Origin of the sequence: Paenibacillus eucommiae, from assembly GCF_017874215.1 — a bacterium.
Lineage (GTDB): Bacteria > Bacillota > Bacilli > Paenibacillales > NBRC-103111 > Paenibacillus_AI > Paenibacillus_AI eucommiae.
This window is the reverse complement of record NZ_JAGGLB010000013.1, coordinates 87,517-109,623: the sequence shown is the minus strand read 5'-3', so window position 1 is coordinate 109,623 and position 22,107 is coordinate 87,517. Positions and strand designations below refer to the sequence as shown.

At 46.0% G+C, this 22,107-nt stretch carries 28 protein-coding genes; 22 read left to right on the top strand and 6 right to left on the bottom strand.

Annotated elements, in window-relative coordinates; translation table 11 throughout:
- Nucleotides 1–21 precede the first annotated feature (21 nt).
- From J2Z66_RS19205 to acpS, 14 genes are all read left to right on the top strand, one after another.
- Nucleotides 22–246, top strand: a complete 225-nt coding sequence (locus J2Z66_RS19205) for a hypothetical protein (protein ID WP_209973332.1) — start codon at nucleotides 22–24, stop codon at nucleotides 244–246.
- A 351-nt stretch (nucleotides 247–597) separates the two neighbouring features.
- Nucleotides 598–888, top strand: coding sequence for a LiaF transmembrane domain-containing protein (locus J2Z66_RS19200; RefSeq protein WP_209973330.1), 291 nt, complete (start codon nucleotides 598–600; stop codon nucleotides 886–888).
- Between the two features lie 45 nt (nucleotides 889–933).
- On the top strand, nucleotides 934–1,593 hold the full coding sequence (locus tag J2Z66_RS19195; RefSeq protein ID WP_209973328.1) for a PspA/IM30 family protein: 660 nt from the start codon (nucleotides 934–936) through the stop codon (nucleotides 1,591–1,593).
- Between the two features lie 6 nt (nucleotides 1,594–1,599).
- Nucleotides 1,600–2,094 carry a PspC domain-containing protein gene (locus J2Z66_RS19190; protein WP_209973326.1) on the top strand — a complete coding sequence of 165 codons (495 nt, stop codon included), beginning with the start codon at nucleotides 1,600–1,602 and terminating at the stop codon, nucleotides 2,092–2,094.
- 3 nt (nucleotides 2,095–2,097) lie between these two features.
- On the top strand, nucleotides 2,098–2,790 hold the full coding sequence (locus tag J2Z66_RS19185) for a PspA/IM30 family protein (RefSeq protein WP_209973324.1): 693 nt from the start codon (nucleotides 2,098–2,100) through the stop codon (nucleotides 2,788–2,790).
- A 241-nt stretch (nucleotides 2,791–3,031) separates the two neighbouring features.
- Nucleotides 3,032–3,727 (top strand): response regulator transcription factor, encoded by a 696-nt coding sequence (locus J2Z66_RS19180; protein ID WP_245375669.1) that lies wholly within the window; start codon nucleotides 3,032–3,034, stop codon nucleotides 3,725–3,727.
- Entirely contained in the window at nucleotides 3,717–4,826 is a 1,110-nt protein-coding gene (locus tag J2Z66_RS19175; RefSeq protein WP_245375668.1) for a sensor histidine kinase, read from the top strand. The genes J2Z66_RS19180 and J2Z66_RS19175 overlap by 11 nt, the downstream gene beginning before the upstream one ends.
- 1,684 nt (nucleotides 4,827–6,510) lie before the next feature.
- Nucleotides 6,511–7,407, top strand: coding sequence for a D-alanyl-D-alanine carboxypeptidase family protein (locus tag J2Z66_RS19170; protein WP_209973322.1), 897 nt, complete (start codon nucleotides 6,511–6,513; stop codon nucleotides 7,405–7,407).
- Nucleotides 7,404–7,637, top strand: coding sequence for a hypothetical protein (locus tag J2Z66_RS19165; RefSeq protein ID WP_209973320.1), 234 nt, complete (start codon nucleotides 7,404–7,406; stop codon nucleotides 7,635–7,637). The genes J2Z66_RS19170 and J2Z66_RS19165 overlap by 4 nt, the downstream gene beginning before the upstream one ends.
- 58 nt (nucleotides 7,638–7,695) lie before the next feature.
- Nucleotides 7,696–8,019, top strand: coding sequence for a hypothetical protein (locus tag J2Z66_RS19160; protein ID WP_209973318.1), 324 nt, complete (start codon nucleotides 7,696–7,698; stop codon nucleotides 8,017–8,019).
- A gap of 22 nt (nucleotides 8,020–8,041) precedes the next feature.
- Nucleotides 8,042–8,497 carry a DUF3905 domain-containing protein gene (locus J2Z66_RS19155; protein WP_209973316.1) on the top strand — a complete coding sequence of 152 codons (456 nt, stop codon included), beginning with the start codon at nucleotides 8,042–8,044 and terminating at the stop codon, nucleotides 8,495–8,497.
- Nucleotides 8,498–8,606: 109 nt separating this feature from the next.
- Complete coding sequence (locus tag J2Z66_RS19150) at nucleotides 8,607–9,044, top strand: BrxA/BrxB family bacilliredoxin (RefSeq protein WP_209973314.1); 438 nt, start codon at nucleotides 8,607–8,609, stop codon at nucleotides 9,042–9,044.
- Nucleotides 9,045–9,196: 152 nt separating this feature from the next.
- The gene (gene nadE, locus J2Z66_RS19145; RefSeq protein WP_209973312.1) at nucleotides 9,197–10,006 is read left to right on the top strand and encodes an NAD(+) synthase; all 810 of its coding nucleotides are present in this window, start codon (nucleotides 9,197–9,199) and stop codon (nucleotides 10,004–10,006) included.
- A 319-nt stretch (nucleotides 10,007–10,325) separates the two neighbouring features.
- Nucleotides 10,326–10,724: a holo-ACP synthase gene (acpS, locus tag J2Z66_RS19140; RefSeq protein WP_209973310.1), complete on the top strand. Its 399-nt coding sequence runs from the start codon at nucleotides 10,326–10,328 to the stop codon at nucleotides 10,722–10,724.
- A 101-nt stretch (nucleotides 10,725–10,825) separates the two neighbouring features.
- On the opposite strand, the gene J2Z66_RS19135 is transcribed toward acpS, so the two are convergent.
- Together J2Z66_RS19135 and J2Z66_RS19130 are read right to left on the bottom strand one after the other, a co-directional pair.
- Complete coding sequence (locus tag J2Z66_RS19135) at nucleotides 10,826–11,203, bottom strand: c-type cytochrome (RefSeq protein WP_209973308.1); 378 nt, start codon at nucleotides 11,201–11,203, stop codon at nucleotides 10,826–10,828.
- Between the two features lie 40 nt (nucleotides 11,204–11,243).
- Nucleotides 11,244–11,831, bottom strand: coding sequence for a hypothetical protein (locus J2Z66_RS19130; protein ID WP_209973306.1), 588 nt, complete (start codon nucleotides 11,829–11,831; stop codon nucleotides 11,244–11,246).
- A 243-nt stretch (nucleotides 11,832–12,074) separates the two neighbouring features.
- On the opposite strand from J2Z66_RS19130, the gene mutY reads away from it, so the two are divergent.
- Entirely contained in the window at nucleotides 12,075–13,196 is a 1,122-nt protein-coding gene (mutY, locus tag J2Z66_RS19125; RefSeq protein ID WP_209973303.1) for an A/G-specific adenine glycosylase, read from the top strand.
- Between the two features lie 12 nt (nucleotides 13,197–13,208).
- On the opposite strand, the gene J2Z66_RS19120 is transcribed toward mutY, so the two are convergent.
- From J2Z66_RS19120 to J2Z66_RS19110, 4 genes are all read right to left on the bottom strand, one after another.
- Nucleotides 13,209–13,886, bottom strand: coding sequence for a Crp/Fnr family transcriptional regulator (locus J2Z66_RS19120; RefSeq protein ID WP_245375682.1), 678 nt, complete (start codon nucleotides 13,884–13,886; stop codon nucleotides 13,209–13,211).
- Between the two features lie 32 nt (nucleotides 13,887–13,918).
- Nucleotides 13,919–15,040 carry an HD-GYP domain-containing protein gene (locus J2Z66_RS19115; protein ID WP_209973299.1) on the bottom strand — a complete coding sequence of 374 codons (1,122 nt, stop codon included), beginning with the start codon at nucleotides 15,038–15,040 and terminating at the stop codon, nucleotides 13,919–13,921.
- 594 nt (nucleotides 15,041–15,634) lie between these two features.
- Nucleotides 15,635–15,763 (bottom strand): hypothetical protein, encoded by a 129-nt coding sequence (locus J2Z66_RS43465; RefSeq protein ID WP_281068861.1) that lies wholly within the window; start codon nucleotides 15,761–15,763, stop codon nucleotides 15,635–15,637.
- Nucleotides 15,764–16,102: 339 nt separating this feature from the next.
- Nucleotides 16,103–16,714 carry a superoxide dismutase gene (locus J2Z66_RS19110; protein ID WP_209973297.1) on the bottom strand — a complete coding sequence of 204 codons (612 nt, stop codon included), beginning with the start codon at nucleotides 16,712–16,714 and terminating at the stop codon, nucleotides 16,103–16,105.
- 471 nt (nucleotides 16,715–17,185) lie between these two features.
- Between J2Z66_RS19110 and J2Z66_RS19105 the strand changes: the two genes are divergently transcribed.
- From J2Z66_RS19105 to J2Z66_RS19075, 7 genes are all read left to right on the top strand, one after another.
- The gene (locus tag J2Z66_RS19105; RefSeq protein WP_209973295.1) at nucleotides 17,186–17,617 is read left to right on the top strand and encodes a GNAT family N-acetyltransferase; all 432 of its coding nucleotides are present in this window, start codon (nucleotides 17,186–17,188) and stop codon (nucleotides 17,615–17,617) included.
- 126 nt (nucleotides 17,618–17,743) lie between these two features.
- Entirely contained in the window at nucleotides 17,744–18,289 is a 546-nt protein-coding gene (locus J2Z66_RS19100) for a DUF402 domain-containing protein (protein ID WP_209973291.1), read from the top strand.
- A gap of 10 nt (nucleotides 18,290–18,299) precedes the next feature.
- Nucleotides 18,300–19,481, top strand: coding sequence for a tRNA epoxyqueuosine(34) reductase QueG (gene queG, locus J2Z66_RS19095; protein WP_209973289.1), 1,182 nt, complete (start codon nucleotides 18,300–18,302; stop codon nucleotides 19,479–19,481).
- Nucleotides 19,478–20,005 (top strand): methylated-DNA--[protein]-cysteine S-methyltransferase, encoded by a 528-nt coding sequence (locus tag J2Z66_RS19090; protein WP_245375667.1) that lies wholly within the window; start codon nucleotides 19,478–19,480, stop codon nucleotides 20,003–20,005. Before queG ends, J2Z66_RS19090 begins: the two co-directional genes overlap by 4 nt.
- A gap of 31 nt (nucleotides 20,006–20,036) precedes the next feature.
- Nucleotides 20,037–21,071: an HD-GYP domain-containing protein gene (locus J2Z66_RS19085; protein WP_209973287.1), complete on the top strand. Its 1,035-nt coding sequence runs from the start codon at nucleotides 20,037–20,039 to the stop codon at nucleotides 21,069–21,071.
- 138 nt (nucleotides 21,072–21,209) lie between these two features.
- Entirely contained in the window at nucleotides 21,210–21,419 is a 210-nt protein-coding gene (locus J2Z66_RS19080; protein ID WP_209973285.1) for a YneF family protein, read from the top strand.
- A 103-nt stretch (nucleotides 21,420–21,522) separates the two neighbouring features.
- Complete coding sequence (locus J2Z66_RS19075; protein ID WP_209973283.1) at nucleotides 21,523–22,104, top strand: TetR/AcrR family transcriptional regulator; 582 nt, start codon at nucleotides 21,523–21,525, stop codon at nucleotides 22,102–22,104.
- Nucleotides 22,105–22,107 lie beyond the last annotated feature (3 nt).

Here is a 22,107-nt window from a genome sequence, read left to right as displayed (position 1 = left end):
TCGCAAGAGCACCACGCTCAAATGGAACAGCCATCTCAAAATGAATACCCATCTCAAAATGGACGCCAACAACGTTTTTTTGAGCGGGCATTGGCTCGCTGGGAAGGAAAAAGCGAGAGGAACAGGTACTTAGCGATGTTTTTCATCGCTAAAGTACCAGTCCGTCTCCATAAACCTACTTTAACAATGAAAAAGATCGTTAAAGTCCCATATAATCATCCAGAGAGGCCGTTTGCCCTCTTTTAACGATGAAAATCATCACTAACGTGACTGATTGACCTGGAGGCACATACTTTAACGATGAAAAACATCGTTAAAGTGAAGCGCACTCAGCAAGTCCGGGTCCGGGGAGGCGGACTGTAAATCAAGCACTTATCTTACATTCACTCGACACACATCAGGCACAAATCAAGCAATCACTAGGTAATCAATAGGCAATCAGCAAGACAGTCACCTTAGGTCTGACAACGACCTCGACTTAGGTCCAGGTTCAAAAACCGCCCGTAGTCCGTTTTAGCGGAAAGCGAAATGGACTAGAATAAAGACATGAACAAGGGGAACAACAAATAATCTCCTCACGAAAGGCGGTGACTAACAGTGAATAAAAATTTAGGAATTCCGCTCATCCTGATTGCAATCGGTGCCTTGATCCTGATGAATAAGTTCGGATTTAATCTGCTGGGCCCGATCATGAGCTATGTAATACCAATCGCTATGGTTGCACTAGGTTATCTGGGAATTAAGAACGGCAATAAGCTTGGATGGTTGCTTGCCGGAGTAGGAGCCATTATATTGGTTGGCAAGCTGGCCGGATGGCTGGTAATCCTCTTGGCAATCGGGCTTATCGTTTACGGATTCTCGATGCTAAGAAAAAGCCCTCAAACATAAAGTTTAAGATACAGGAAAGAGTAACAAGAAAAGGTGGTATGAGAGATGAGCTTGATGAAGCGAGTGAGAGATATAACAGCTGCAACGCTTAATGATCGTCTGGAACGCTCTGAAGATCCAGTTCGCTTGATTGATCAATATTTGACAGCGCAGCGTGAACAGCTTCAGCAGTCGGAAAGGCTGTATCAGCAATGCGTTACACATGCAGCCGCTCTTCGGCAGCAGTACTTAACGGCGCTGGAGACGAAGGAAAAGAGAGAACACCAGGCGCTGCTTGCACTTAAAGCCGGCGAGGAGCATATGGCGCGAATCGTGCTGCAGGAAAAGCTTCAAGCCGAAGAAAAGAGCGAACAGTACCGGGAGCTTTACGAGCAGGCAAAGCAGTCCATACTTGATCTGGATGAAGAGCTGCAGCAGCTCAAATCGGACTATAGAGAGGTCGCAGAGAAACGCGGCTACTATCTGGCAAGAATGGAATCGGCGAGATTGCAGCAAAGGCTCAACTCGCGGATGGGCGGAGTCGGCCAGAATGCGACCCCCCGTATGTTCAATCGGTTGGAGGAAAGTGTCTCCGACATGGAAATGCAGGCCAAATCGCTTCGTGATGTAAGACGCATGAGCAGAGAAGGCTACTATCCATCCGGTAATCCGGCGGTTGACGCAGAGCTTGAAGCTCTGAGGCAACGACTTAACAAGGAGGAATGAGTTTACATGAGCAAATTATACCGCTCTAGAAGAGACAAGAAAGTAACGGGTCTTTGCGGCGGTTTAGCGGAGACGCTTAATGTAGATGCTACGCTGCTCAGACTAGTAGTAGTAGTGACCGCGTTTTTCTCGGCGGGGACAGTGATTCTGCTTTACTTCGTAGCCAGTATGGTTATTCCTAAGGAGCCAGGCTTCTATCCGCCTCATCACGATCCTTATGCAGGACCTTACGGAAATCCGAATCCGAACTTTAACAGCGGAGGCTGGGATAACAACAGAGCTTATTCGGACAGAGGTCCTTCCTCAGCAGCCGGATTTAATCGCGGACCTGCTGGAGGAGCTGCCAGCTCAGCTTCCTATGAAGGCAGCAAGTCAAGCAATATAGACGAATTGATGAAGGATATTGAAAAAAAGGCGCTGCAAAAAGAACTTGAAGAGCTAAGAGCAAAGGTCGCCCAGCTAGAAAAAAATAATGAGAACAATAATAAAGGAGACGTGTAAACCATGGGAGTATTTACTAGATTGAAAGATATGACGAAAGCATCCATTCATGAGGTGCTCGATAAAGTGGAAGATCCGATCATTATGTTGAATCAATATCTGCGTGATATGGAGGAAGAAATTGCTCAAGCGGAGGTTACTGTAGCCCGGCAAATCGCAAGTGAGCGCAAGCTGAAACAACGTCTGGAGGAATCCGAACGCTTAACCGCGGATCGTGAATCCAAAGCAGCGGCAGCGCTGAAGAATGGTCAAGAAGCCACTGCACGCCAAGCCTTGGAAGAAAAGCTGTACTACGATGAGAAAATTGCCGAGTACACAGATTTGCATGCCAGCGCTAAAGGTCAAGCAGATGAATTAACACAACAGCTTCACGAAATGAAGGACGAATTCTACAAAATGCGCAACAAGCGCAATGAACTCGTATCCCGTGCCCAGCTAGCTAAGGCTAAGAAGCAAATGGCACAAGTATCATACTCCGGTGTTATTGAGAGTGGTAGTGCATCCCGCGGCTTCCAACGCATGGAAGAGAAAATCATCCAGCTTGAAGTAGAAGCGGAAATTGCCCGCAAGCCTTATGTACCTGTTGGATCCGCTAATGGATACACAACTGTTGACACAGCTAAGCAAGTTAAAGTGGATGAGCAGCTTCAGCTCTTGAAAGATAAGCTTAATGGTGGCAGCAAAGAAGAACAATAATCATAATTTCTTATAAGTAAAACAAAGAAGAACTGGTGGCGGCGCCCCGGTTCTTCTTTGTTTTGCGTGGCTGGGTGAGATTAATACAAGTAAATTAACTGCATATTAAACCCAATGCTTAAAAATGTTTTAAGAAACTCTTAAAGATCCTAAAACCGTAGTCACTTTGCGGACAAAGGCTGACTTCATCATGTATAGTAAGGGGAGAACGATGATTTTCCATCATAAAGGAGCTACAGCAATGATCAATCGCCGGATATTAATAGTGGATGATGACCGGGAAATTGCCGAATTAATCGGCATCTATTTGAAGAATGAAGGATTTGAAACAGACAAGGCTTATGACGGCCAAGAGGCACTCGAACGCTTCGAGCAGAATGAATATCACTTGGTCGTTCTAGATATTATGATGCCCAAGATGGATGGGCTGGAAGTTTGCCGCAGGCTCCGCCGCGATCGGACCTTACCGATTCTGATGCTGAGTGCGAAGGCAGAGGATATGGATAAAATCATGGGGCTTATGACGGGTGCGGATGATTATATGGTTAAGCCGTTTAATCCCATGGAGCTCATAACGCGAATTAAATCGCTTCTGCGCAGGTCTTATCAATACAACCAGGCAGCTTCTCCCAATTTGGACGGAGTACTGGTCATCGGAGCATTAAAAATCGATAAACGGATGCATACCGTGGAGGTTGAAGACAGGCTTTTGCATCTGACCTCAACTGAGTTTGGCATTCTGTATTTGCTTGCCAGCCACCCTGGCCAGGTATTTAGCGCTGAGGATATTTTTCAGCAGGTGTGGCGGGAGAAATATTTTGAATCGAATAATACGGTGATGGTTCATATTAGCAAGCTTCGCGACAAGCTGGAGCATGAGCTGGGAGATAAGCTTATCACTACCGTATGGGGGGTGGGGTATAAAATTGAAGGGTAATGTAACGGCCGGGATGCTGATCCGCTTTCTTGGATATGTGGTGCTCAGTATCGTGCTTTCATTTATCACTGTATTTATATGCTACAACTTGCTTAAAGGCTTGACCAGAAATTACTATTTTTTGAGCCGGGTGGCCAACGAAATCCTGGGGATCCTGGGCGAAACGGTTATTGTAATTAGTATGGGCGCAGTGTTTTTTGTACTTTACTTGATTATTTTGCAATGGCGATGGTTCCGTTATGTTGGTGAAATGAGCGAGGCCGTTATGCATATTGCAGAGGGGCACTTTGATCATAAAATAGCTGTTAAACAGAGCAATGAGCTAAGCAATCTAGCTGCTAATATCAACAGGCTCGTAGAGCAGCACCAGCGTTCCTTGGATGAAGAGAGGAAGACAGAGCAGACCAAGAATGAATTAATCACCAACGTATCCCATGATCTGCGCACGCCGCTAACTTCGATTATCGGATATTTAGGATTAATTGAACAGGACCGTTACCGCGATGAAGTGGAGCTCCGCCATTATGTGCAGATTGCTTATGAGAAATCTCAGCGGCTTAACCTGCTGATCAACGACCTGTTTGAATATACGCGAATGCGTCACGACGCTCCTCCCCTTCAAAGTGTGGCATTCAATTTGATCGAGATGCTGAACCAACTGCTTGTGCAGTATCGCATGCAGATGGAGCAGGCGGGCTTGGTCGGCAGGCTGCAAACTGCGGAAACGAAAGTGATGGTGGGCGGTGACCCGAATAAGCTTGTGCGCGTATTTGAAAATTTACTGATCAACGCGATTATATATGGCTGCGATGGACATGGAGCGGATATCCGGATCCGCTGTGAGAATGGCGAGGCGAATGTTGAGGTGGTTAACTATGGGGATCCAATTCCGCCGAGCGATTTGCCGCATATTTTTGACCGTTTCTACCGGGTTGATAAATCCCGTACCGAGCATGCTGGCGGATCCGGACTAGGACTGGCGATTGCCAAAGGGATTGTGGAAAACCACGGAGGCCGTATTAGCGTCACCAGCAATTCTTACGAAACATCGTTTCAGGTAGTTTTGCCGCTGGCGAGTAAGCAAGAGAAGCAAAGATAAATTAAGACGATCTAAGAGGATCTAAGATGCTCTAAGATGCTCTAAGGCGATCTAAGGCGATCTAAGAATAAATTATGATAAAAGGTTTGATTCAATGTTTTCATCGATATCTTTGAAGCTTCAGCCTTTTGCTGCAGCTTTTTTTATGCCTATCTGTTGGAAAGGCCAAGGATTCGTTGTTTATTGTTTAAATGTTTGAATCATGGAACCAGTAAGGAAGTCCAAATTTTTCATTGTAGTCACTTTCCCTTTGCCTCAGGGACAGACGTCTGGTGGCTGCCCGTTGGAGATTGGCTTGTTCAGCACCTAAGAGCCATTCCCTCTGCAACGCAACCAAGTCACGATGGAAGAGCAGTATTTTAGCAAGTTGTAGCAGCCCGCCTCCCCCGAATTGAGCGTGTGCTTTCCTTTAACGATGTTTTTCATCGTTAAAGGAAGTGTTTCCAGGTAAACAGTCACGTTAATGATGTTTTTCATCGCTAAAAGAGGACGGATGGCCTTCATGGGTGGTTAAAAGCGATTTTAACGATGTTTTTCATTGTTAAATAGGCATGTGGAGATTAGCGATGAAAAACATGAAAAACATCGTTAAAGTAGCATATTCTTTCTGTTCATCATCCCCAGTGCCTTTGGCAGCTAGGAAATCTCCTCCAATTAAGAGAGAAACCTTGCTGGTTGTCAGTTTGAGTCCGGGTGTTCTATGTTCTACGCTTGCAACTGAAAGAAATGGGGGTGGGTGGAAAAGCGTCCGCGTCCGCATTTAAAGATTTGTTCTTACCGCTAAAAATTATTCAAAGGAACAAATCTTTAACAGCGGTTGGAGCCCACAGTCCCAATGTTGTCAGGTTAAGCAACTTCTCAGGCGATACGCCGAGCAACCCGAGCAACGGCACGCGGAGAGTGGACGGATTTCTAACGGACATGGTTGCACCTTAGACGCATTTTTTTCATCCGTCGCCCATCTAACGGACATCAGCGACTCTTAGCCCGCTCAACAAGGGGAAAATACGCTCCGTTAGGGCTGTAAGAGGCCCCAATGTCCGTTAGAATTCCAGCTGGGCTTTTGGGGGGCGCTAAGGAGCGCTGGTGTCTAAACTTGCCCCACTATGCTTCCAATTTTATGGAAACATCAAATATTGGAAATTAAGTTGATTTTATATAAATAAAAAATATCCAAATGAGCCCAATAATAATAATTTTTCCCTTTTAAAAGCACTGGGAACGAACAAAATTACTAAAAACAGCTATGGCTTGCCGCGGACCCCCGACATGAAAGCGGCTCTTTTACAGAAAATAGAGCTGGGGCTCTACGAGGAGAGATCAAATTTCATCATATATTGGTAAAATAGTATATTTTCCGCTCTTGAACAACGCTCATATGGAGCTAATATGAAATCCCATTTTTCTGGAAGCGTTGTGGGTCAAGTTTAGGCGCTGGTGTCCGTTACAGTTACTGGCTTCCCATTCGCGTCCGCTGCCCCTCGTTAACCTGACAGCATGGCCCAAAGTCCTTCCCTCACTTCCTGCACCCAAGTTACGAACAAACCCCTCAAAGGACGCCACAAGGCATTTTTCGTATCGATTCTTAAGAAAAATTTATGATTTGGTTACGGTTTATTTAAAGCTTGCCAGTTACAATTATTAATAACGACAACAATCAATGGTTGTAAGGAGGAAGCATTTTATGAAACGTATACTACTTTTTGTAATCATTTCCGCTGTAGCTGTGGGTATATATAAATGGGAGGAATCGGTGCCGAGTGCGGCAGCTGGAAATTGGCCCCATGTACAAGCAACTGCCGCCATATTGATGGATGCTGATAGTGGTGAGATTCTGATGTCACAGAATGCTGAAGAAGCGCTCCCACCTGCCAGCATGTCCAAAATGATGACGGAACTGGTTGTTCTAAATCAAGTTAAGGCAGGCAAGCTGAATTGGGATGACATTGTGGTGACAAGCAAATACGCCGCGGTTGTTATTGGCGCTCAAATCGGTTTCAAGTCAGGGGAGCAATTAACAGTTAGGGAGCTGTTCGAAGCTATGATTGTCCATTCTGCAAATGATGCTGCTGTTGCACTTGCTGAGTTTACAGCAGGGTCAGAGGCGAAATTTGTAGAGTTGATGAATCGTCAGGCGAAGGAAATCGGGCTCTCATCAAGCGCACATTTTGCTAATGCTACTGGACTAGACCGTGAAGATTTAATCGGTTTATCGGGAGCCGCATCTAAGGGAAATACGTATTTAAGTGCTAAGGATACGGCAGAACTGGCGAGGCATCTGATTACAGCTTATCCGGAGGTTCTGGAAATAACTACGCGCAACGATATATTTTTGACAAATCAGGTTGAACTACGGACTACGAACTTAATGCTGCCTGGGGAGCGGTTTGCATACAGTGGCAACGATGGTTTAAAAACCGGCTATACTTCACAAGCTGGCTATTGCTTCACTGGGACAACTAAGCGTGGCAGCACACGTCTGATCGCGGTTGTCATGGGAGCTGATTCGGGAGATACCCGGTTCACAGAGACAAAGAAGCTGTTTCATTACGGCTTTAAAAAGGAGCGGGCCAGAGCATGAAATTTAAAGATAAAATCAACACGCTAAGAGCCTTTGAAACCGTGTGTTACCAGATGTGCATTTTTTTGCTGGGCAACCAGTCATCTGCGAACCAAGCAGCGGAGGCTGCCTTGATTGAGCTTTATAACGATCAAGATTTCTGGAAAGCAGAGGAAGAAGGGGAACGGCACAATCGGGTTCGCCTGGTTGCCAAGCGCCGCTGTTTGCAGCAGAAAATCCTTTCCTGCTAAGATGTGGGATGAAGTTTCTCCTTTGCAGGCATAATATAGCCAGAAGGGGGAGGCTTGCATGGAAACAGAAATGACGGCAGATATGACGGTAGGAACGACGGTAGAAACGGCAGCACAGAAGGAAGCACAGAAAGAAGAGCAGAAGGAAGTACGGAAATCACGGGAAGCATTGCAGACGCAGGAAGTACCTCAGAGTGTGTCACAGAGCGTATCACAGAAAGTACCACAGGATGTATCACAAAAGGCAGGGCATGATGATGCCGAATCTCTGATGAAGCAAATGCAGGAAGAAGAAAACGCTGGGAACAATGGGAGTTTGGATACGAACGGAGACGGTAATTTCGACAAAAAGCTGGACGGTCCTAACCGCCCGGCGGAATAAGCCGATTTAAGGAGAAGTAATTATGAACCATTCAAATCCAGAGCAGGACCGGGAACAACAACGGTTGAACGAGACAAAGACGAGCAGGGAAGATAAGCAGGTAACGGATACGGATGAAGACGCAAGCCTGGATCCTTACGAGATTAACTTCCTGCCTCAATATATGGAGAACCGTGGCCCAAGGGAGCCTTTTGTTAACGGCTATGGGGTAACTATTGGCGATCACGAATATGAATCTGCTGCCTCGCCGTTAAGCCAGTGGAATGAGGATACCGATCCTTCCGTTATGGCGGGTGATCAGTGGGTGCATCCTTTTAAGGATATAGGATTTCATACGGCAGAGAACCGTGACTATTTCGAAAAAGGGATTTTGCCGCAAAGCGAGATTTTCATGCATCCGGACAAGGATGCTGCTTATGAATACAAGGTAGGGCAGGGCGGTTCCGAGGCTGGCTCCGATGAAGAGCAGGAAAATTGAGTCAAGCGGTTTATGTCATTTTAACTTTGCTTTCACTGCAGACGGATGTATAATATAACTAATAGCGCAGTTTGTTATATAAAATTTTTTCCTGAGGAGTGAAAGTATAATGGCAATGTCTTTTGATTCATACATGAAGGATATGGTTCTGCCGATGAGACAGGATTTAACCCGTCACGGCATTAATGAGCTATTAACACCTGAACAGGTGACCGAAGCGATTGAAGCTTCCAAAGACGGCACTATGCTGCTTGTTATTAATTCCGTTTGTGGTTGTGCAGCTGGTCAATGCAGACCTGGCGTAGCCAAGGCGCTTCAGAATGAAGTGAAGCCAGATTATTTATATACGGTTTTTGCTGGTCAGGAGAAGGAAGCAACAGCCAAAGCTCGTGAATACCTTGCACCTTACCCGCCATCGTCGCCTTCAATTGCTGTATTCAAAAACGGCGAATTGGCACATTTCATCCAACGTCACCAAATCGAGGATCGCTCCGCAGACATGATCGCAGGAGACCTGATTGGTGCTTTCGAAACTTACTGCAAGTAATAATTAAGATCACAGCCTTCTTTGCAGCTTTCTGCAGAGAAGGCTTTTGTTTTGTAGTTAAGAAGTTCATTTTGAAATTTAGCAGTTGAGCGTCTATACTAGACTTTAGGGACAGACAGGTTCGATAATTATATAGAAAAGGTGGAGAGGGCATGGGTACACAGCAGGATATCATCGCAAAGCTGGGCGTTAAGCCTGAGATTGATGTTGATGCGGAAATTCGCAAACGGGTAGATTTTCTGAAAAATCAGGTGAAGCAATCGAATATGCGCGGGCTGCTTATCGCAATTAGTGGCGGCATCGATAGTGCCGTTGCGGCCGGTTTGTGCAAAAAAGCTACCGATGAGCTGACCGTAGAAAGCGGGATAGAGCATAAGACGATTGGTGTATTCCAGCCTTACGGAGCGCAGGTTGATATAGAGGACAGCTACGCTGTGGCCAAAGCCTTTGATCTGAAATATCAGATCGAAACGAATATTGAGGAAGCTGTTGGTGAAATAGCGCTTGAGGTTGAATATGGCTTGAAAACGATAGGTGTTCATCAGCATGTCAGCCGCGGCGGCAAAGGGAACATAAAAGCAAGAACACGAATGGTGATGCAGTATGCGTTGGCTTTTGAGCTGAACCTTCTGGTTGTCGGAACGGACCATGCTTCTGAAGCGATCACAGGCTTCTTTACCAAGTATGGCGATGGAGCGGTGGACATTACCCCCCTCAGCACGCTAAACAAGCGGCAGGTAAGGGTGCTGGCAGCCAAGCTGGGCGTTCCGCAGAGCATTCTGGACAAGGCTCCGACCGCAGGCTTATGGGAAGGGCAAACTGATGAGCAGGAGCTTGGCATTACCTATGAGGATAATAGCTCCTACCTGGAAGGCAAGCAAGTAGATCAGGCTGTAAGTGACAAGCTGGAAAAGCAATACTTCAAGACTGAGCATAAGCGGTCTGGAATCCCGGGAATTTAACTTAAGTTGATAACTCGGAAAATTAAGCAAATTAACATGAGGTTTGAAATTGCTTTGAAATTGCTTTGAAATAGGAGGGCCGCTCCAAAAGTCTAAGAGACCTGGGAATGGCCCTCCTTGCATGTTAAGCTAAATCCGTGCTGTGCTATAATTAATGTGATTTATAGTGCAGTGATTTTAGCGGGGACTAGTATTAGAGTATTAGAAAAAAATCTTAACCTCGTATAAATCTCTCGTATAAATCTTTCATATACGAATAAATCTCTCGCATAAATCTTTCGAATAAACTTAATAAAGAGGTCTAAAAGGCGGAAATCTAATGATACTAGGAATTGGAACGGATTTGGTGGAAATCTCCAGGATGCGCAAAGCGCTGGAACAGACAACTGGAGAACGTTTTCTGGAGAGGATCCTGACACCTGCTGAGCGGGAGTTGGCTTTGCAGCGCAGGGGAAGACTGGCTGAGTTTGCCGCAGGCCGGTTTGCCGCGAAGGAGGCGATCGTCAAAGCGCTTGGCTGCGGCATTGGCAAGCAGGTAGGATTTCAGGATATAGAGGTGCTGCCAGATTCACTCGGCAAGCCTGAATGCCGGATCTCACCTGGAGCGCTTCAGCGAGCAGGGCAGGAGGAGTCTCTGCGTGTTCACATCAGCATCACACACACAGAGTCAATGGCCTCTGCATATGCAATCGCTGAACGTATTGAACGTACTAACTGATTGCACTAATTGCACTAATTGCACTGATCGCCACTGATCGTACTGATCACACTGAATAAACCGAACGCACTGAGCATAAGCAGCCATGACTCGCTCATTACTCACTTCTTGGAAAATAGCCACTCGGTAAGCAGATTAATTTCATCATCTGTAAGCTTGGATTTATAGACGGGCATGCCGCCTCCGCCATTGCGGATTTGATCGGCTATTTGCTCTTTAGTTTTCGAAGCCCCGATCTTTTGTAGATTAGTCGTTGGGCCTATGCGACCAGAGAGATCAACTCCATGGCAGCTAATGCAGTTGGTTTTTTGAAAGAGCTCCTCTGCTTTCACGAAAGCTTCGTTCGTTTCTGCGCTTGGGGTGGAGGAGGCGCCGGGGGACTTGTCCCCGCCCGTTTGCGGTTTGGGGGATGCTGCCCCACAGGCTGAAAGAGCAGTCACTAAGAGCATCAGAATCAGCAGCGATATACTTTTGTGCATAAATAATTAACCTCCTGAATGAAATCTGCCCAAATGGGTGCTATCGGCTCCACGTTCGGAGCATCGAGCTAAATAGCAGAAGACTTAATCCTCCCATACCTTCGAGAACAACTGTAGAATAGCCTAAATACCAAAATCCCATAACGGCGATTAACGCAATAAGCCAGATGCCTAAATAAACAAGCCATTTGCTGAGTACGACTCCTAGCAGAATATAGAATGCTGCAAGTATACAGGCACGTAAAATAGGCAGAAAAAAGGGCCCAGTAGCAGTGGTATCATTCAGCAGCAGTATGACAATGATCAGCATAGCGCCAGGAAATAGCATAGCCAATGAACGAAGCAGCCAATTTGATACAGACACAGCATTCTGGGAATTATTTGTTTTTTCTTTGAGGCGCAGGAAAATTTTTTGCCCGATCAAGGCTGCACTTATAAAGATGGCCAGCAGTAAAGCTGTCAGCTTGGCAGGCTCCACGTTATACCAATCCTGAGCAACGTCGAGCAAAGAATTGGCAACGCCTTGAATTCCCCAGATTGCGAATAGTGGAAACAGCCAGGTTTCCTTTAGCAGCCAAAGCTTTCTTTTAGGATTAGGGGGAGAAGCTTCTTTGTTTGAAGCCAGCATAATATCACCTCAGATATTAACAGGATAAGATATAAGGGATCTATTATGCAAGTTATCCACCTGTTTATAAGCATATATACGGATTAGATTACAATCTATCAGTTTCTTCTCGGCTTAACTTTTCGTATAATGAAAGAAATGAATGAATAGACCACTAAACAAATAGCTAGCTTGGTCATGCCCGGGCAAAATGATGGATCCATTCTGGTGGGTTGGTCCTTATTTACCGGAGAAGGAGTTTCTATGTACAGCGAAGAGCAAAAACAATATTTTTCCGAACAATTATTAATCTGGTATGGAAGACATAAACGGGATTTGCCATGGCGGCAAAATAAAAATCCATATTATATTTGGATCTCAGAGGTTATGCTGCAGCAGACGCGGGTGGATACGGTAATTCCTTATTTTCATCGGTTTATTGAGCAATTCCCTACAGTAAAGGCGCTTGCTGAAGCTCCTGAGGAGCAGGTTCTCAAAGCATGGGAGGGTCTTGGCTATTATTCGAGGGCCCGTAATTTACAAAGTGCTGTGCGTGAGGTTCATGAGCGTTACGGTGGGCAAGTACCAAATGAGAAGGCGGAGATTTCATCATTGAAAGGGGTAGGCCCCTATACATCAGGTGCCATCCTCAGCATCGCTTATAATAAGCCGGAGCCAGCGGTGGATGGAAACGTTATGCGTGTACTTTCCAGGTATTTTCTGATCGAAGAAGATATTATGAAGCCAAGCACGAGAGTCCGCATGGAAGCCTTAGCGAAGGATTTGATCCCTGAAGGGACGGCAGGCGATTTCAATCAGGCTTTGATGGAGCTGGGAGCGATGGTGTGTACGCCGCGATCACCGCATTGTCTGACTTGTCCGGTTATGGTTCAATGCGCTGCCAGAGAAGAAGGGATGGAAGAAGCGCTGCCCATCAAGAAGAAGGCCAAGCCTCCCCGCCCGGAGCGAAGGCTAGTAGCACTGATTAAAGGTGAGGGCGTTAATGATGGCAAATGGCTCATACGGCAGCGGCCTCAGGAAGGCTTGCTGGCGCGGATGTGGGAGCTGCCCCACATAGAGCTCGGACATTCAGAGTGGCAGACGGATGAAGTGAATATGGACGTGCTTCGTGAGACAATCTCTTTATCCGAAGGCATCCGCCTGGCACCAAGCGGGTGGCTTATGGATACGGATCATACCTTCAGCCATATTTATTGGGATATGAAGGTGTACCAGTGCAGCCTGGATCAAGCTAGTCTCAGCCGTGAAAAGGAAGGCTTGCTTCCCTTCCATTACCGTTGGATCAGTCAAGAAGAGCTTGTCCAGTTCGCATTTCCTAATGTTTTCGTGAGAATCATGAAAGCTTGGCAGGAAGCACAAGGTTAACTTTATTTTATCTCATTTCATTTCATTTTGAAGAGATTCCGGGTTCTTAAGAATGATGCGTTTCTGCCGGACTTCTATAATATCTTCTTCCTGCAGCTCCAGCAGAACCTTGGTAACCGATTCCCGCACAGTGCCGACCATGTTGGCAATCTGCTGATGCGTCAGCTTCACATCTATAAGGATTCCTTCCGCGGTAGCTACGCCATATTGATCGGAGAGCCTGGTTACAATCTTCAAGATCCGGGAGCGTACACCGAGGAAGGTAAGATCATAGATCTGTTCGTTCGCTTTGCGCAGCCGCTGCATCGTCGCTTCCAGAAGTTTAAGACAGAGCTTGGGGCTCCCTTCCATAAACTGGGCAAACACGGAGCGCTTCATCAGAAATAAGGTGGTGGCTTCCAGCGTTTCAACAGTAGCAGATCTGGTGAGTCCCTCATGAATAAGTGACATCTCCCCGAAAAAATCACCATCACGGAACAAGGCTAATATAATTTCCTTGGAGTCGTCGATGCGATATATTTTGACGACGCCGGTTTTAATTAAATAGAAAGCATCGCCCGGATCTCCCTCCAGAAACAAAATACTCCCTTTCTTGCATTTTTTTTCCGTAAATAGTGGCGCAAGGGCAAGCAGCTCTTCCTCCGATAAGCCTTGGAAAATAGGAACTTGCTGCAGCATTTGGACGATCATATTCAAAGAGTACACCTTCTTTTCTTACATTATCAGACCATCGTCTGTTCCCCGATTTTAGTTATTACAATGTTCAGCTTGCGGGATAAGTCAATCTCATAGGGTTCCTTCAGATCTTCGCCTGATGCGTTCTTTAATACCCGGATCACAGGACGCTGCATGCTTTTGAAATTTAACTGCGATACGACTCCCTTGTCTCCGGAGCTTAGAGAAACGCTTAAGCCGATAGGAAATATGGCTACATGATTACGGAACAGCCTGACCATATCTATATCGTACAATGTTCCAGCACCTGCGTAAAGTGCTTCGAGTGCTAGATTGGGGGGCAACGCCTGACGGTAAGAGCGCGGATGTATCAAAGCATCGTAGGAATCCAACATTCCGATCCAGCGGGCGTACGGATGAATCTCGTCTTTGGTAAGTCCATAAGGATATCCGCTGCCATTGATTCGCTCGTGATGCTGCAGTGCGCACAGTGCGGCCACCTCGGGGATGCCTGCTTCATTTTTCAGTAATTGAAAGCCGTATTCGGGATGCTTTTTAATTTCCAGATATTCATTTTGTGTCAAATGGTCTGCTTTTTGCAAAAGCTGGAGAGGCAGATGCACACTGCCAACGTCGTACAGCAGGGCACTTAGCCCTATATTCATTAGTTCTTCTCTATTGAAGCTTCCTTCTGCCATAGCGAGCTTGGTGGCGTGGATACACATGTTAAGGGCTTTCTGAGTAAAATGCTGCTCCATGCTGCTTGGGAGGACCTGATTCAAAGTGCTCACCATAACATGGTCATTGTTGAGGGTCTGCAAATCGTCAATAACCCGTGACATCCCTTCCACGAAAAACTTGCTCATCGTAGAGAAGCTGTCTGGAGCAGCCGAGGAGATTCCAGCGGTGGCACCGAATTTCTCAAAAACCTTGCTCAAAGAGGAACTTAACAGCAGGCGGGTTTCTTCTTGAATAGGATCTACGATATGAATATCATCGGTTCTTGGGTCGTCAATATATAAATGCTGGATGCCCATTTGGCTTAGCTTGCGAATCATATTGTCTGTCAAGGATACATGAACACCTACAAGGACTTGTCCTTTATCAGTAAATATGGTTTTTCCAAGCCGCATCCCGGATTGACAAAGCAGAGTGGGGAGAATGCGCATCTGTAATTACACCAGCCTTATTCCATTCATTATTTCTCACATACTTATTTCTGGAAAAAAAGGAAAATACTCGATTATCAAAGGATGTCGACATAATTTCCTTAGTATAATTATAAATATGTATGATAAATTCACAAATAGGCATTTAGACATGTATGAATATGCCTAATTAAGCTAGACCTGGGAACGGGCAGGCAAAGTAAACGGTGGCCACAATATAACACAGATCACCCTGCAAACCTGCTTTATGAGGAGCCGCATTTTTCTTCAGGAGGATGGACGCAAAACTGACTTCATGAGAAAAACGCTTTGAGGGACTGTTGACAAATTATCTTTTTGACGAAATTGATGTTTGAGAACCCGCATAAACACTGGGTATCTAAAAGTCATTTTTTGTAAAATTGGCTTTTGTCAACAGTCCTTTGAGGCGTCCTTTTGATGAGCGTGTTCGTGACGTGGGAGCGTTGCGGAGGGAATGGCTGTGGGCTCCAGCCTCTGTTAAAGATTTGTTCCCTTCAATGATGAGGAGGTAGGAACAAATCTTTAAAGGCGGACGCTACCGCTCTTCCGCCCACAGCCATTCCCTCTCTTTAGCTAGACAGCCAGCAAGTTTTTTTCTCTTGATTCGAGTAGATTTCCCCACGGGTCCAGCTGCTGGGACTGAAGAACACACCGCTGGGCAGGATCCGCAACTATAACGATGATTTTCATCGTTAAAAGCATAAGGTCGGCTCCACACCCTAACTTTAATGATAAAAAACATCGTTAAAATCCCTTGTTAGCCTTCAGACAGGCTATCCGACCTCTTTTAACGATGAAAATCATCATTAAAGTGATGATTGGCCTGGAAAAATTTACTTTAACGATGAAAAACATCGTTAAATCAAGCACACGCTCATTTTCGGCGGAGGGCGGGCTGCTACTAGGTGGCTACAAACGCTCATCCTCTCCACATTCCATTGCTTTCCTTCCCTCTCAGCTACAAAGTGCCGAAGTATCACGCTTACTCTTATATGTCAAAAAAGACGACCCGAAGGTCGTCTTTTATCAAAAGCGCGTTTATTACTTAGCAGCGTCGTAAAGCTTGCCAACTGCATCCCAGTTAACTACGTTCCAGAAAGCTGCGATATAGTCTGGACGTTTGTTTTGGTATTTAAGGTAGTAAGCATGCTCCCATACGTCTAAGCCAAGCAAAGGTGTATCTCCTTCGGAGATCGGGCTGTCTTGGTTAGGAAGACTGTATACTTTCAGCTTGCCTTCTTTAGTTGCAACAAGCCATGCCCAGCCAGAACCGAAACGGGTAGCGCCAGCTGCTGCGAAAGTTTCTTTGAATTTATCAAAACCGCCAAGCTCGCTTTCAATAGCAGCTGCAAGAGCTCCTGTAGGTGCGCCACCAGCGTTAGGAGCGATTGTTTCCCAGAAGAAAGTGTGGTTGGCATGTCCGCCACCGTTGTTGCGAACTGCTGTACGGATATCTTCAGGAAGACTATTCAAATCGCTAAGCAGATCGTTTAAGGATTTGTCATGAAGCTCAGGGTGCTTATCCAGTGCTGCATTCAGGTTAGTTACATAAGCATTGTGATGACGATCATGGTGAATCATCATAGTAGTCTCGTCAATATGAGGTTCAAGTGCATTGTTCGGATAAGGTAATGATGGTAGTTGGTGTGCCATGAATAAAATCCCTCCTAAAGTTAGTTTAACACTTCCCATTATGGCCCATTTCCCATAATAAATCAACATTTATGTATACTAAGTCAGAAACCCATGTATTTAGAAATGCGGCCTGTAGCACGTGTAGTAGTATTAGGAACGTTTACGTTTTGTATACATTTTAGTTATTACTTTAACTATTGTGAGAATTTACAAGTAAATCATATAAAAATGGTAATAAATCCTTATATTAACTTGAAAACGCTTCCTATCAAGCGCTTTCACGAGGAAAACGTATGTATCTCGACTTTTTGTGAGTTTTTTCACCCTTTTTGCAGGAAATCGCCTACTTTTGTCGTATTTATAACATTAACATAGGAAAACGGCTATTCCGTTGGAAGAGACGGGGCGTTTGTCCTAGAAATATCAGCTTGCGTGTACACATACAATTGCTGATATTTTACAAAAATAAGCTTAATGGGAGAGAACTCTATGCACGTTCGTTCATTTCAGCTTGGGGATACACCATCGGTAACGAGACTATTGCAGGATGTATTATCGGAACCCTGTTACGAAGACACAATCACAGCATTTGCCAGACAGCTGTCCTGGGACACTGAGTTGGTGCTTATTGCAGAGGAAGATGAGCAAATCGTTGGGATCATTATCGGAACGATTGATAACAACAACGGTTACTACTATCGTATTGCAGTTGCCAAAGAGCATCAGCGTAAAGGCATTGGGAAGGCCATGATTGAAGGAATGAAGCAGCGCTTCCTGCAGCGAAAGGTAAATAAAATCATGGTAACCGTCGATGTTCATAACGAGATTATGCTTCCGGTCTATGAATCCGCAGGCTACCGGCAATCAGATTTCTCCAGAGCGGCGCACCGTTTAAGTATTGTTAAAAAGATAAGCAGCTAGTCCAGATGCTTACATGAGTATAAATTTGAAGCATATCGTTCCAATAATTGCAATTGCAATTGTTGAAGTGATATGCTTTTCTATTACTACGAGTCAAAAACCGAAGGGGACTGGGGTGTCTTGCATATGGAATCTTTTGAGCCTTTCATTATTAAAAGCTTCAAGCATGACGGACACCTCCATCGGATGTGGCTGGAGAATTGGCAGGTTCCAGGGCATCTGCTTCATCCTGATCATCAGGCTGAAGCCATGCGGGTGATGATTAACAATCAGACAAGGGTTGTGGAGTCGGATGGCAAGGAATGGACAAGCCGCACTCCCGGGGTATCCTTTTTTATACCGAAGATGTGGTTCAATATAGTTGCTTTGATTGAAGACAACGGTGTCAGATATTATTGCAATGTGGCTTCACCGCCTTATGTTGCGGGGGATACTATCACCTATATCGATTATGATCTTGATGTGATCAAATCGCCCGATGGCTCCATACATGTTGTGGACCAGGAGGAATATGAACGCCATCGGACGGGATACCGGTATTCAGCAGAGACCGAGAACAAGGTGAAGCAGGGCCTGGAATCGCTGCTGGAACGGGTGAATGAAGGCAAGCCGCCGTTTCAGGATGAGCTGGTTTTACGCTATTACGAGTTGTGGGACAAACAAAGAATTTGAGGTGATGTGAGTGGCTTTGACTGTAGCGTATGGAACCCAAAACGATTGGACATGGTTGAAGCGTGAAATCGTTGAAGCCGCTCCATCCTTAGGTATAGATAAAGTGGGCTTTACATCGGCGGAGCCTTTCACAGAGCTAAGGCATATTCTGCTTGAGCATCGTGCCAAAGGCTATGAATCAGGTTTCGAGGAGCCGGATATTGAGAAGCGAGTGAATCCTGAGCTTAGCTTCAAGGCTCCACAATCGATCGTGTCCATTGCCATCGCGTATCCTTCCAAGCTTAGCAATCCTCCACGTTCCGAGCCAGGAGCTTATCGTGGAATCATATCACGCTCTTCATGGGGCGCTGATTATCATCATGTGCTGCGGGACAGGCTTGCTAAGCTCGAAGGCTTTATTGCTGAGCGAGTTGCAGACGCAAGAATGGAAAGCATGGTGGACACAGGCGTGCTGGTAGACCGGGCGGTCGCTGAGCGTTCGGGAATCGGCTGGAGCGGGAAAAACTGTGCAGTCATTACTCCGGAGTGGGGCTCCTGGGTTTATCTTGGAGAAATGATAACAAATATACCGTTTCCTTCCGATACATCTATTATGGATCAGTGCGGGGACTGTACGATTTGCATCGATGCTTGTCCTACAGGAGCATTAGTAGGCCCGGGGCAGTTGAACTCCAGCGCATGCATTTCATTCGTCACACAGACCAAAGAGTTTGTTAAAGACGAATACATGCGCAAAATCGGCAATCGGCTTTACGGCTGCGATACTTGTCAGGTAGTCTGTCCGAAAAATAAAGGGAAGAATTGGACCCATCAGCCTGAGCTTCAGCCTGATCCGGAGAAGGTGAAGCCGCTCCTGATTCCACTGCTGCAGCTCAGCAATAAGGAGTTCAAAGAGAGGTATGGCCAGATCGCAGCTTCATGGAGAGGGAAGAAGCCGATTCAGCGCAATGCCATTATTGCTTTGGGTAATTTTAAGGACCGCACGGCAGTGCCGGTTATATCCGAGCTGCTGCGAGAGGATCCGCGTCCTGTTATCCGCGCCACTGCTGCGTGGGCACTCGGACGGATCGGTGGTCAGGACGCCAAGGAAGCGCTGCATGGCGCTTTGCAGAGCGAACTGGATCCACTCGTGCAAGAGGAACTGGAGAAGGCGAACGGACAATTAGATGCAGAGGGAGGCGGGGCTGTATGACACAAACGGCTGCAATCATTTATTATGATGAGATGGCTTCGCCGATCGGCCCTCTTTTGCTTGCAACAACTGAACGGGGGCTTTGCACAGTTGAGTTTGGCGGATATGAGGAGCGCAGAGAGAAGCTGGAGCGCTTTGCAGACCGCTGGATCGGAGAGCACCGGATCGAGCGCAATGAGAAGGCGCTTTCCTCTATCCGGGAGCAGCTGGAGCAATATTTTCAGGGCAGCAGGCGCAATTTTGAAGTGGAATATGATTTGTATGGGACGGAATTTCAAAAGCGTGTATGGCACGCACTCACTGGAATTTCTTACGGTGCGACGGTTTCCTATAAAGATATAGCCCAGGCTATTGGCTCACCTAAAGCAGTTAGAGCTGTAGGGGGAGCGAATAACCGCAATCCGATCTCGATTATTATCCCTTGCCATAGAGTAATAGGAGCAAGCGGTGAAATGGTCGGGTACGGCGGCGGCCTGGATATTAAATCGGCTCTTCTGAAGCTGGAGGGCTGGGCGTTGTCTTAACATCAATTATATCGGTTATGGAGTGAGAGGTATGAAATACATACACGTGGATTCCGTAGAGCCAGGGGAGCATTTGGGCAAAACCATATTCGCAAGCAGTGGCGCAATTCTTCTTTCCAAGGATGTTCAGCTTACCGTATTTATGATCAACACGCTTAGACGTATTGGGGTAACCATGCTGTACATCAAGGATCCAAATTTGGCAGATGTAGAAATATTGGACGTTATTTCCGAAGAAACAAAGCAACTGGTAATGAAGCGCATGGGCGAGACGTTCGATTCGATCCGCTCCGGCAAAGAAATCAATTCAAGGTCGTTCAGCATCAGCATTGATCAACTGCTGGAAGAGGTTATGAAAAATAAAGATGTGCTCATCCAGCTATCCGACATTCGTACCAAGGACAACGAAATGTATGTACATGCTACTAATGTATGTATGATGTCTGTTTTGGTCGGGATTGAAATGGGCTTGTCCCCTGGTCAGCTTAAGGAATTGGCGATCGGCGGGCTGCTGCATGATATCGGAAAGATAGAGTATTCCTGTGACGACGGTTCAGAAGATTTAAGACGGCATCACACTTGGCGCGGCTTTGATGTGATCAAGAACAAACGCGAATACAGCCTGCTTATTGCCCACGTCGCTTTCCAGCATCATGAGCATGTAGATGGAGAGGGGCTGCCGCGCAAGCTTACAGGGGAGCAAATTCATCTGTATGCCAAAATTGTTGCTGTTGCGAACGTCTACGATAATCTGCTTTTCGATCTGTCCCAGGGAAGGAGAATGCTTCCGCATGAGGCATGCGAGCATTTGATGGCGCTCTCGGGAACGAAGCTGGATCATGAAGTGCTGACTCATTTCTTAAAGACGATTTCTGTGTATCCTACGGGCACATCGGTCCGTTTATCTACTAAAGAAACAGGCGTAGTTGTGGGACAGCATCGGGGGCTGCCGGGGCGTCCTATCGTCAGGATTGTGAGGCAGGATGCGAATATTAAGGAGCTGGAAGTGAAAGAGATGGATTTAGCTAAGCTGACCACCGTTTTCATCGAGCAGGTGTTAGTCTAAAATTAGTCTAGTATTACTTTAGAATTACTCTAGAATTTGTCTAGTTTGTGGCTCACCGATTTGTAATCAGAATGCCGAAAATGCTATGATGGGAAAAGCTTGTCATTACTATTTATGCAAATACAGGGGGAGTTAGTGATGTGGGATTATATTATCCCGATTATTACCTTAATCGCCGGCTTGGCGGGGGGCTTTTTTATTGGGATCTATTATTTGAAAAGGCAAATGGAAGCAATGCAAAGCAACCCGGAAATGCTGCAAAAAATGGCTAAACAAATGGGCTATAACATGAATAAGCAGCAGATGAATAAAGTGCAGAATATGATGAAAAATCAAAAATGGAAATAAGGCAAAGGCAGGGCGGAACAGGCAATCGCCGTTTCGCCCTCTATGCTTCAAATAGTCAGAAAACTGGTTAGAACAGACCAGTACTACCTAGAGGTGAACGTTCATGACAAGCAACAAGGAAAAGATCGTTGTGGCTGCGATGGATTTGTTTCATGATAACGGCTTTCAAGCAACTGGACTGGAAGATATATTGACAAGCAGTGGCGTATGCAAAAGTAATTTTTATTATCATTTCAAAAGTAAAGAAGAGCTCGGGATCCAGGTCATTGAACGGAAAATCCGCCAAATGCGGGAGAAGTTTCTGGAGCTCAGCCTGGAAAATCGGGAGCTGACACCCAAACAAAGGATACTGCGCTTTTTTGAGAAAATGCTTGAATTTTGTGAGGAGCATGGCTGCCGCAAAGGTTGTTTTTTTGGTAATTTAGCTATTGAGCTGAGCGATCATCGCGAGGAGCTCAGGCGGCCGATCAGCCGCTTTTTCAAGGAGCTGGAAGAGAGCGTACATGCCTGCTTGGCCGAGGGCTGCCGCAGTGGCCAGCTTAAGCTGCACGGTATGCAGCCTGGTGATCTGGCTATGCCGATCGTTTCCCTGCTGGAAGGTGGGCTTTTGCTCGCTAAAAGTCATAAGAACAGTACGGCAATGCGTGTGAATATTAAGCTTTTACAGTTTTGCATCGAAGATTGAGAG